10 protein-coding genes and 1 pseudogene are annotated in these 10,591 nt (G+C 68.6%); 3 read left to right on the top strand and 8 right to left on the bottom strand.

The window, feature by feature from the left end:
* Positions 1 to 312: 312 nt before the first annotated feature.
* Positions 313 to 1,116, bottom strand: a complete 804-nt coding sequence (gene mazG / locus VDQ18_RS20965) for a nucleoside triphosphate pyrophosphohydrolase (RefSeq protein WP_323022817.1) — start codon at positions 1,114 to 1,116, stop codon at positions 313 to 315.
* Positions 1,117 to 1,181: 65 nt separating this feature from the next.
* On the opposite strand from mazG, the pseudogene VDQ18_RS20960 reads away from it, so the two are divergent.
* Positions 1,182 to 2,336 (top strand): annotated as a pseudogene (locus VDQ18_RS20960) (M20 aminoacylase family protein).
* A gap of 58 nt (positions 2,337 to 2,394) precedes the next feature.
* On the opposite strand, the gene VDQ18_RS20955 reads toward VDQ18_RS20960, so the two are convergent.
* The 7 genes from VDQ18_RS20955 to VDQ18_RS20925 form a co-directional block, all read right to left on the bottom strand.
* On the bottom strand, positions 2,395 to 3,135 hold the full coding sequence (locus VDQ18_RS20955; protein WP_323022816.1) for a YebC/PmpR family DNA-binding transcriptional regulator: 741 nt from the start codon (positions 3,133 to 3,135) through the stop codon (positions 2,395 to 2,397).
* A 141-nt stretch (positions 3,136 to 3,276) separates the two neighbouring features.
* A complete protein-coding gene (locus VDQ18_RS20950) occupies positions 3,277 to 3,921 on the bottom strand; it encodes a DUF2726 domain-containing protein (protein ID WP_323022815.1) in 645 nt (214 codons plus the stop codon).
* A 196-nt stretch (positions 3,922 to 4,117) separates the two neighbouring features.
* The gene (locus tag VDQ18_RS20945) at positions 4,118 to 4,627 is read right to left on the bottom strand and encodes a CarD family transcriptional regulator (protein WP_107751717.1); all 510 of its coding nucleotides are present in this window, start codon (positions 4,625 to 4,627) and stop codon (positions 4,118 to 4,120) included.
* Positions 4,628 to 4,895: 268 nt separating this feature from the next.
* A complete protein-coding gene (gene fdxA / locus VDQ18_RS20940) occupies positions 4,896 to 5,234 on the bottom strand; it encodes a ferredoxin FdxA (RefSeq protein ID WP_323022814.1) in 339 nt (112 codons plus the stop codon).
* A 111-nt stretch (positions 5,235 to 5,345) separates the two neighbouring features.
* The gene (locus tag VDQ18_RS20935) at positions 5,346 to 5,759 is read right to left on the bottom strand and encodes an RNA-binding S4 domain-containing protein (protein WP_323022813.1); all 414 of its coding nucleotides are present in this window, start codon (positions 5,757 to 5,759) and stop codon (positions 5,346 to 5,348) included.
* Positions 5,756 to 8,716, bottom strand: a complete 2,961-nt coding sequence (locus VDQ18_RS20930) for a helicase-related protein (protein WP_323022812.1) — start codon at positions 8,714 to 8,716, stop codon at positions 5,756 to 5,758. Before VDQ18_RS20930 ends, VDQ18_RS20935 begins: the two co-directional genes overlap by 4 nt.
* A 40-nt stretch (positions 8,717 to 8,756) precedes the next feature.
* Positions 8,757 to 9,350 (bottom strand): tetratricopeptide repeat protein, encoded by a 594-nt coding sequence (locus tag VDQ18_RS20925; RefSeq protein ID WP_323022811.1) that lies wholly within the window; start codon positions 9,348 to 9,350, stop codon positions 8,757 to 8,759.
* Between the two features lie 75 nt (positions 9,351 to 9,425).
* On the opposite strand from VDQ18_RS20925, the gene VDQ18_RS20920 reads away from it, so the two are divergent.
* Positions 9,426 to 9,710, top strand: a complete 285-nt coding sequence (locus VDQ18_RS20920) for an SCP2 sterol-binding domain-containing protein (protein ID WP_323022810.1) — start codon at positions 9,426 to 9,428, stop codon at positions 9,708 to 9,710.
* Position 9,711: 1 nt separating this feature from the next.
* Positions 9,712 to 10,591, top strand: an 880-nt coding sequence (locus VDQ18_RS20915; protein WP_323022818.1) for an alpha/beta hydrolase, incomplete at its 3' end; no start/stop codon positions are given.

Below are 10,591 nucleotides of genomic sequence, written 5' to 3'. Positions count from 1 at the left end.
GCGGGCGCCTCGGGCGACCAGCGGCGCGGCGGTGCCGCGCCGAAGAAGGGGGGCCTTCTGCCCCCCTCTTGGCCTGACGGCCAATTCACCCCCCGAGGATATTTAGGGCGCAAAGATGAAGATTAAGAGGGCGTTAAATCGCCTTCTTTGCGCTGCAAATATCCTCGGGGGTTTCTCAAGGGGGTGGAAAACCCCCTTGAGCGGGGGGGGGCGGGGGTGAGCGGCGTCTCGGAAACGCGCCAGTGGCGTGTTTCAGCCGCGAACGCCGCGCCCGTGGCGCGGCCGGACCAGGCCCCCCGCTTCCTCCCGCCCTCAGCGCGACTTCTCGGCCGCTTTCGCCGCGTCCCAGAGCGCGTCCATCTCGGCCAGGTCGCTGTCCTCGGGGCGGCGGCCCTGGGCGGCGAGGGCGGCTTCGATGGCGCGGAAGCGGCGGGTGAATTTGTCGTTGGCGGCGCGGAGCGCGGCTTCGGGGTCGATGTCGAGATGCCGCGCCAGATTGGCCATGACGAACAGCAGATCGCCGTATTCCTCGAAACGGTCCTCGGGCGCGGCCTCGGTCAGTTCCCGCGCCTCCTCGGCGATCTTGTCGACGACCTGGCCCACCTCGGGCCAGTCGAACCCGACCCGCGCCGCGCGGTTTTGCAGCTTCACCGCGCGCGTCAGCCCGGCATGCCCGACCGGCACATCGTCCAGCACCCCGGTCAGCGCCTTGGCGGCCCGCTCGCGGGCCTTGCGGGCCTCCCAGGCCTCGGTCTGGGCCGCGGCGCTGTCGATCACCTCGGAGCCGAAGACATGGGGGTGGCGCGCGACCATCTTGTCGGCGATGCCGCGCAGCACCTCGTCGAGGGTGAAATACCCGGCCTCCTCGGCCATCTGCGCGTGATAGACCGACTGGAACAGGAGATCCCCCAGCTCGCCCTTCAGCCCGTCCCAATCCTGCCGGGCGATGGCATCGGCGACCTCATAGGCCTCTTCGATCGTATAGGGGGCGATGGAGGCGAGATCCTGCTCCAGATCCCAGGGGCAGCCGCCCTCGGGCGCGCGGAGCCGGGCCATGATGCGGGCCAGACGGGGCAGCCCGCCCTCGGGATCGTGGATCAGCGGATCGTCGGCCATTGAAACCCCTCGAAGAAGCGCGGATGCTGGGCCCCTCTATCCCTCAGCCTGCCCCCGGAGTCCACATGCCCGTCCTGAACCGCATCGCCGATTACGCGCCCCAGATGACCGAATGGCGCCGCCATCTGCACCAGCACCCCGAAACCCGCTTCGACTGCCACCAGACCGCGGCCTTCATCGCCGAGCGCCTGCGCGAGTTCGGCGTCGATGAACTGCACGAGGGCATCGCCCAATCGGGGATCGTCGCGATCATCGAGGGGCAGGGCGAGGGGCCGACCATCGGCCTGCGCGCCGATATCGACGCGCTGCCGATCACCGAGGAGACGGGCGCGCCCCATGCCTCGACCGTGCCCGGCAAGATGCATGCCTGCGGCCATGACGGCCATACGACCATGCTGCTGGGGGCGGCGAAGTACCTGGCCGAGACGCGGAATTTCACCGGCCGCGTGGCGCTGATCTTCCAGCCGGCCGAGGAATGGGGCGGCGGCGCCGAGGTCATGGTGCAGGAGGGGATCCTGGAGCGTTTCGGCATCGGCCAGGTCTATGCGCTGCACAACGCCCCGGGCGTGGCGCTGGGCCGGTTCGAGGGGCGCGCGGGGCCGCTGATGGCGGCGGTCGACACGATGTATGTCACCGTCACCGGCCGCGGCGGCCATGGCGCGCATCCCGAGGACACGATCGACCCGGTCGCCGCCATCGTGCAGATGGTGAGCGCGCTGCAGACCGTGGTCAGCCGCAACCGCCGGGGGACGGATGCGCTGATCGTCTCGGTCACCCAGATCCACACCGGCTCGGCCGACAACATCATCCCCGAAAGCGGCTGGTTCTGCGCCACGATCCGCAGCTACGAGCCCGCGGTGCGCGACATGGCCGAGGCGCGCTGCAAGGCCATCGTCGAGGGGGTCGCCGCAGCGATGGGCGTCAGCGCCGAGATCGCTTATGACCGCGGCTATCCGGCGACCATCAACCCCGAGGCCGAGACCGCCTTTGCCCTCGCCGTCGCCGCCGAAGTGGGCGCCGAGGCGGGCGATTGCGAGCCCAGCATGGGGGCCGAGGATTTCGCCTATATGCTGGAAAAGCGCCCGGGCGCCTATCTCTTCCTGGGGCAGGGCGAGGGGGCGGGGCTGCATCACCCGAAATAGGATTTCAACGATGCCGTGGCCCCGGTGGGCGCCAGTTTCTTCGCCCGGCTGGTCGAACGGGCGCAGCCCCGGACTTGAGGGCGCAAGAAAAAAGGGGGGCGGCTGCCCCCCTTTCCAATCCTTGAAGGCCTGGCGCTCAGAGCGCGGCCATCACCTCGTCCGAGGCTTCGAAATTGGCGGTGACGTTTTGCACGTCATCGTCGTCTTCCAGCATGTCGATCAGCTTCATCAGCTTCTGCATGCCGTCGAGGTCCAGTTCGGTCGTGGTCTGCGGCTTCCAGACAATCTTGGTCGAGTCCGATTCGCCCAGCGCGGCTTCCAGTGCCGAGGAGACCTCGCCGATATCCTCGAAGGCGCACCAGATCACATGGCCGTCTTCCGAGCTTTCCACATCGTCGGCGCCCGCTTCGATGGCGGCTTCCATCACCGCATCGGCATCGCCGACCGAGGCGGGATAGATGATCTGCCCCATGCGGTCGAACATGAAGCCGACCGAGCCGGTCTCGCCCAGGTTGCCGCCGTATTTGGTGAAGATCGAGCGCACGTTCGAGGCGGTGCGGTTGCGGTTGTCGGTCATCGTCTCGACGATCACCGCCACGCCGCCGGGGCCGTAGCCCTCGTAACGGATTTCCTCATAGGTATCCGCGTCGCCGCCGGTCGCCTTCTTGATCGCGCGTTCGATGTTGTCCTTGGGCATCGACTGCGATTTGGCTTCCTTGATCGCCAGGCGCAGGCGGGGGTTCTTGTCGGGGTCAGGGTCGCCCATCTTCGCGGCGACGGTGATTTCCTTCGAGAACTTCGAGAACAGCTTCGAACGGGCGGCGTCCTGCCGCCCCTTGCGATGCTGGATGTTGGCCCATTTGGAATGGCCTGCCATGATGCGCTCCGGGTCTTCGTGGTCGGGCAGGCTATAGTCCAGGCAGGGGCTTGCTGGCAAGGGCAGCCTGCGCAGACAGGGGCCAAAGGCAACGCCGGCCCCGGGGGGACCGGCGAGCTGCGAGGGGGCCAGGGCGGTGGTTCAGGCGTGAAGCGGCATCGCCTGGGGACGATGGCTGAGGGCCGGGGCGCGCGGGGTCAGCGGGGCGGGGGCGCCCAGAGGCTCGACACTGGGCAGCACGTCGAGCTTCTCGCGCAGGAACTCGCGGTCGTAATGCCACGGCACCTCGATCAGCGGCACACCGGCCTGACGCAGCGCCTGGCGCTTGGGCGTCTCGTTGCGGGCCTGTTCGGCACGTTCGTCGGCCATGTGCCCGGCGTCGCGCAGCGGCAGGAATTCCAGCGCGCAGAAGGGCTGGAACCGCGCATCGACCAGCAGGAAGTCGACGCGTTCCCGCTCCAGCGCCGGGCTGAGGCTGCCGTCCTCGGGGCGCAGGAACTCGGCCATCGACACCTGCGACAGCAGGCGGGCGCCGGGATAGATCTCCATCGCCACGCGCTCGAGGTCGAAGTGCAGGTCGCATTCCGCCGGGTCGTGCAGCGGCCGCGCCAGATAGCGGGTCGCGGCCGGTTCCTCGGCCGGGGTCTCGATCAACGCCCTCGCCTTCGCCATGGCGAAAGCGACGAGCGCCAGGCCGGAGCACGCCAGGGCAATGCCTGTTCCGTCCGGCAGAATGTCGACGAAGGCCAGGGCGGCGTCGGCGACTCGGGGGGTGAGCGTTTGCATAATGGTAAGCATTTTGCAAAGCTGCTCGCAAATTGCGGCAAGAATTTGACAACCTTAACGGGTGTTAGGGAAAATATCGCGTTAAGGTTGTCGCGGGGCGCCGAGATCTGGCATCGGCCCGAACGCACCCATCGCGCCAAACGAAAACGCCCCGGCCGAAGCCGAGGCGTTGCAATATCGTCGGAAAGGCGCGGAATCAGGCGGCGCGGGCGACCAGAACCTCGTCGACCTGCTTGGCGGCGCCCGCCTCATCAAGGCCCGACACGGCGGCGACTTCGCGGGTCAGACGCTCCAGCGCCGCTTCATAGAGCTGACGCTCGGAATAGCTCTGCTCGCGCTGGTCGTCGGTGCGGTGCAGGTCGCGCACCACCTCGGCAATCGCCAGCAGGTCGCCCGAGTTGATCTTCTGTTCATATTCCTGCGCGCGACGCGACCACATGGCGCGCTTCACGCGGGCCTTGCCCTTCAGCGTCGCCAGCGCCTTGGCCACCACATCCGGGGTCGAGAGCGAGCGCATGCCCACCGCGGTCGCCTTTTCGGTCGGCACACGGAGGGTCATCTTGTCCTTTTCGAACGAGATGACGAAGAGTTCGAGCTGCATCCCGGCGATCTCACGCTCCTCGATGGACACGATCTGGCCGACGCCATGCGCCGGATAGACCACGAACTCGTTGGGGCGGAATTCGGCCTTGCGGGTTTTGCTCATGCTTCAGCTTCCTCGAGTTGAGCCCGTTCTTCCGGCGACAAAAACCCCACGGGAAACGATGTTTCCCGGTGGATCAGATTGTGGAGCCGAAAAAAAACATCGCACAGGCGAGCAGCACTGCGGATGCCGGGCAGGTCATTGTTGTAGCAATCTTGTAACACAAATTCCGGCCGAATCAAAGCCCGGAATCACGCCTACGCTGCACGGCAGCGTGACGTGATGGCGCCACCAGAGGCGCGTCGGGGTCCCGGAGCGGGGTGCCGCAGCGTCAGCTGCCCTCGCCGGGATTCTCCGAGAAATACTTCTTCAGCTTGTCCGGCTCGCCGTCGCGCTCCGAGGCCCCGGGCAGGGGCTCGCGGCGCTGGGTGATGACCGGCCAGAGCTCGGCATATTTGCGGTTCAGCTCGACCCAGCTTTCCAGGCCCGGCTCGGTATCGGGGCGGATCGCGTCGGCCGGGCATTCCGGTTCGCAGACGCCGCAATCAATGCATTCGTCGGGGTGGATCACCAGGAAGTTCTCACCCTCGTAGAAACAGTCGACCGGGCAGACCTCGACACAATCGGTGTATTTGCAGGCAATGCAGTTGTCGATCACGACATAGGTCATGGCGGGTCTCGCTGTGGGTTCCGCGGAGGTGTGACGGGTCTTCCGGGGGCGGACTTAACCCCCTTCGTGCGATCAATCAAGCCGACACGAGGCGCTTTGCGCCCGGGCGCGTCATTGCGCCCCGCCATCGCCCCTGAGCGCGTCATAGGCGCGGCGGTCGCGGCCGGTGGGGCGGCCGCCCGCCTCGGGCTTCGGCACGCCCGCCTCGGGGTCTGACCGGGCCGGGGTCAGATCCTCATAAAGCGCCTGCGCTTCGGTCGCCGGGCCGCGCCGGGTGCCGGGGGCCAGCACCTTGACCACCCGTACGTCGCGGGCCTGCACGAAGGTCAGCACATCGCCCGGCCGCACCGGTTGCGACGGTTTCGCCACCGGCTGGCCATTCAGCCGCATCGGCCCCGCGCAGGCCGCCGCCGCCAGGCTGCGCGACTTGAAGAACCGCGCGTGCCAGAGCCATTTGTCCAAACGGATCGGCCCCTCGCCAAGAGGCGAAGGGCCGGTATCCTTGTCCCGCTCAGGGGTCGTCACTGCTTGTCCTTCAGCCCCATCAGCGCCGCGGCGAAGGGGTTGTCGGGGTCGATGCGGTCGCGCTTCTTCTCGGGGCCCGAGGTGAAGCTGCGGGGCTGCTGGCCCTTGCCGCCGCGGTCGTCGCGCTTGCCATGGGGCTTGCCGCCCTTCGGCCGGTCGCCACGTTCCGGCCGGTCGCCCTGACCACCGCCCTTGCGATCGTCGCGGCGCGGACGCTCGCCCCGCGGGGCGCCGCCGTCGCGGGCCTCACGCGGGGGACGCTCGCCTTGCGGACGCTCGCCCTGCGGACGCTCGCCCTGGACCCGCTCGCCCTGCGGTGCGCCATCGCGGCGCGGACCGCCACCCCGGCGCTGCCCTTCGGGGCGCGCGTGGCGGGGACGGGGGGACCAGCGGAAGGTGTAGAAGACTTCCATCTCCTCGGCCGGGGCCGCGGCGGGGGTCTCCGTCGCCTCGGTTGCTTCGGCTTCGCCCTCGGCGGCAGGCGCGTCTTCCTCGGTCAGGATATGGGCGTGTTCGGCCTCGTCCTGCGCCTTGGCGGCGATGTCCTCGGCCTTGGCTTCCAGCGAGGCGGCGGCGGGACGCGCCTTGGCGCGCTCGCCCTTCTCGGCGCCGTAGCCCAGCCCCTGCATCAGATCGGCGAATTGCTCCAGCGTCATGCCGGTGATCGACAGCATCTCGGGCGCGGCCTCGAAGCCGGCCCGCGCGTCGCGGGTGCGCAGCAGGTCGGCCAGCCGTTCCAGCATGTCGATGCGGATGGCGCGCGCGCCCGCCGGGCGATAGCCCGACAGCGTGTAATGCTGCATCGGCACGTCGGCGATGTTGGGGATCGTCACCAGCCCGGGCGGCGGGCTTTCGGGGAAGGTGTCCAGCCCCTGGGCCAGCGACCACAGCACCAGCCGCAGGCGGGTCGGTGCGGGTTTCAGCAGCGCCGGCAGGAAGATGGTGAACTGGCCGAAGCGCACGCCGTGCTTGCGCAGCGCGCCGCGGGCCTCCTGATCCAGCGCCTTCACCTCGTCCGCCACGCCGTCGCGCGGCAGCACGCCCAGCGACTCGACCAGACGGAAGGCGAAACCACGAGCGAGGCCGGTCAGCGTCTCATCGCGCTGCAGGTTGGTCAGCGGCTCGAAGAGCGCGGCCACCTTGCGGTCGATGAAATGCTGGAGACGGCGGCGCACCTTTTCGGCCACGTCGGCCCCGGCCTCGTCATCGACGAAGGCCTGCACCTGCGGGCGCATCGGGTCCGAGCCGGGAATGAGCTTGCCCACCGCCTCGGAGCCCCACATGAGGCCGCCCTGCTCGGTGAAATCCATCTCGGTATCGGGGGCGTTGTAGAACCTGTCGGCGCGCAGGTTGAACGCGGGCGCCAGCGCCGCCACCGCGGCCTGCCGCAGGGTCTTCGCCTCGTCCGGGGTGGCAGTCTTGTCCTGCCGGAAGCGGAACCCCTCAAGACGGCCGAGGAGTTCCCCGTCCACCGTCACTTCGCCCTTGTCATTCACCTCGGCCACAAGGCTCTCCTTCTGTTTCAACCGGCGCAGCAACACAGAGGTGCGCCGGTCGACAAATGCTGCGGTCAGACGCTCGTGCAGAGCATCCGACAGGCGGTCTTCTACAGCGCGCGTTTCCCCGCGCCAATGGCTTTCATCATCCACCCAGCCCGCCCGTTGTGCAACGTAAGTCCAGGTGCGGATAAAGGCCAGTCGGCGGGAAAGCGTATCAATGTCGCCCTCGGTGCGGTCGATGCGCTTGATCGCCGTCGCCAGCCACTCGGTCGGGATACGCCCGCCATCGTGAAGAAAGCCGTAAAGGCGCGACAGAAGCGTCGTGTGCTCGGTCTGGCTGATGCCGCGGAAATCGGGGATTCGGCAGACATCCCACAACAGCCGCACGTCGCGCGAATCCCGCAAAAGCGCCCGGACCTCGGGCTCGGCCGAGAGGGCCTTCAGCGCCACCAGATCATCCGCCTCGCGCACCCGGGTCAGCCATTCATCGCGCGTCGGCTTCTCCAGCGAGTCGATCAGCCGCTCGGCGGTGCCGAATTCGAGCCGCGCGTTGCGCCATTGCAGCTTGCGGACCGGCAGGAACTGGTGGTTCTCGATCGCCTCGACCACATCGGGCGCCAAGGGCCGCGCCTCGCCGGTCACGCCGAAGGTGCCCTCGGCCGTGTGCCGGCCGGCGCGGCCCGCGATCTGCGCCAGCTCGTCGGGGTTCAGCATCCGCATCCGTCGCCCGTCGAATTTCGACGTGCCCGCGAAAGCCACATGCCGGATGTCGAGGTTCAGCCCCATCCCGATGGCATCCGTCGCCACCAGATAATCCACATCGCCGTTCTGATAGAGCGCCACCTGCGCGTTGCGCGTGCGGGGGGACAGCGCGCCCATGACAATGGCGCAGCCGCCCTTCTGACGGCGGATCAGCTCGGCGATGGCATAGACGTTTTCCACGCTGAAGGCGACGATGGCCGAGCGCGCGGGCATCCGGGCGATCTTTTTCGATCCGGCGTAGGACAGCACCGAAAGCCGCTCGCGCCGCACGAAAGTGACGCCGGGCACGAGCGCGGCAATCGCCGGGCGCATCGTGTCCGAGCCCAGGAACAGCGTCTCGACCAGCCCCCGCGCATGCAGCAGCCGCTCGGTGAAGACATGGCCGCGGTCGGGATCGGCGCAGAGCTGGATCTCGTCGATGGCGATGAAATCGGCGCCGATCTCCAGCGGCATGGCCTCGGTCGTGCAGACCCAATACTGGGTCCGCTCGGGCACGATCCGCTCCTCGCCCGTCACCAGCGCCACGACGGAAGGGCCGCGCAGCGCGACGATCCGGTCATAGACCTCGCGGGCCAGCAGGCGCAAAGGCAGGCCGATGACGCCGGTGCGATGCGCCAGCATCCGCTCGATGGCGTAATGGGTCTTGCCGGTGTTGGTGGGGCCAAGGACCGCCGTGACGCGGCTTTTGCTGTTCATCTGCTCGCCTGCCGCGCGATCGTGCGCTTACCGACCGGACCTAAAGCGACTGCCCGGCCGAGGCAAGCTCAAGCCGTTGCACCGAATCGATGACCTGTTGCTGGTGGGGATGGATGGCGAGCGAGGCGCGATAGGCCTCCAGCGCCTCCTCGTGCCGCTCCAGCTGTTCAAGGATGATGCCAAGCCCCGCCAAAGCCCCGAAATGCCGGGGGTTCAAGCGCAGGACCTGCTCGATATCGGCCAGCGACTGACCGATCCGGTTGGCCAGGAAATAGGCGGTGGCGCGGCCATTCCAGGCTTCGGCAAAATCCGGCGCGTAATCGAGGACGGCGCTGAAATGGTCGATGGCCTCGGCCGCCTGACCTGCCTGAAGCGCCGCCTCGCCCCGCTGGAACAGGTAATCGACGCTGGCCGAGCCCGATTGCCCCCAGGCGTTGAGGATCTGCCGCTCGATCCGCATCCAGCGATCTTGCGCGGGGTCCGCCAATTGGTCGAGCAGCAACTCGACATCGGCCTCCTGCGCCTGCGCGGGAAGGGGAAATACCGCCGGGCCGATGCAAAGTGACGCGAACGTCAACGTTGCCGCCACGACAGGATTGAGGAACGCACGGGCCTGCTTCATACTGCCCAGCATAGCGCGTGCCGGGCGAAAGGCGAGAGGGCCGGTTGCGGGGCGCGCGCCCGTTTCCATCACGATCAGGACAAAACCATGAGCGACATCATCCAGAAGGCGGTCGACGTGCTGGCCGCCCGCGTGCCCAGCTTCGACGGCTCGGCGAAATTCGTCATCGAGGGCGAGGGCGCCATCGTCCTCGACCAGGCAGGGGTCCGCGCGGGCGACGAGGAGACCGACGTCACGCTGACCGCCTCGGCCGAGACCTTTCAGGGGCTGATGGAGGGCGACGTGAACCCGACCATGGCCTTCATGCAGGGCAAGCTGAAGATCGACGGCTCGATGGGTCAGGCGATGAAGCTCGCCTCGGTCCTTGGCTAAGGTGTCGGGCGCGCCCGAATCCGCGCCGCTGGCCGATTGCGGCGCGCCCGACACGGGGCGCGCCGTCTGGCTGCGGACGGCGGACGGCGTGCGGATCCGGGTTGCCCACTGGCCCGGCGACAAGGTGGTTCTGGTCCTGCCCGGGCGCACCGAAGTCATCGAGAAATACGGGCTGGTGGTGCGCGACCTTGCCGCCGCCGGCTGGGGCGCGCTGGTCGTGGACTGGCGCGGGCAGGGGCTGTCGGACCGGGCCCTGGCCGATCCCCTGCGCGGCCATGTCGGCGATTTCGCCGAATTCCAGCGCGACCTCGATGCGGTGCTGGCCGTCGCCGAGGGCGAGGCGCCGGGCCCGATGCCCTGGCTCGCCCATTCGATGGGCGGCTGCATCGCCCTGCGCGGGTTGATGCGGAGGCTGCCCTGCACGGCCGTGGCGTTCAGCGCGCCGATGCTGGGCCTGGCGCAGGAGCCGGGCAAGCTAAGGGCGCTGGGCTGGCTCGCGGCGCTGGCCCGGCCGTTTCGCGCCGACCGGGGCTATGCGCCGACCACCGGCGCCGGGTTCGGCCTGCCCTCGATGGCGTTCGAGACCAACAACCTCACCACCGATCCCGCCCAGTTCGAGCGGATGAAGGCGCAGATCCTCGGCGATCCGCGGCTCTCGCTCGGCGGCCCCTCGCTGCGCTGGATGGCCGCGGCGCTGGCCGAGATTGCGGCGCTGGCGGCGCTGCCCTCGCCCGATCTGCCAGCGCTCTTCGGGCTGGGCGGGGCCGAGGGGATCGTCGCCCCGGCAGCGGTCCGCGACCGCGTCGCCCGTTGGCCGGGGGCGGAGCTGGCCGAGTATCCGGGCGCGCGGCACGAGCTGCTGATGGAACGGCCCGAGGTGC

This window comes from Pararhodobacter sp. (assembly GCF_034676075.1).
Lineage (GTDB): Bacteria > Pseudomonadota > Alphaproteobacteria > Rhodobacterales > Rhodobacteraceae > Pararhodobacter.
Note: the sequence above shows the minus strand (reverse complement) of the source record. Positions and strands in the feature narration are given on the sequence as shown.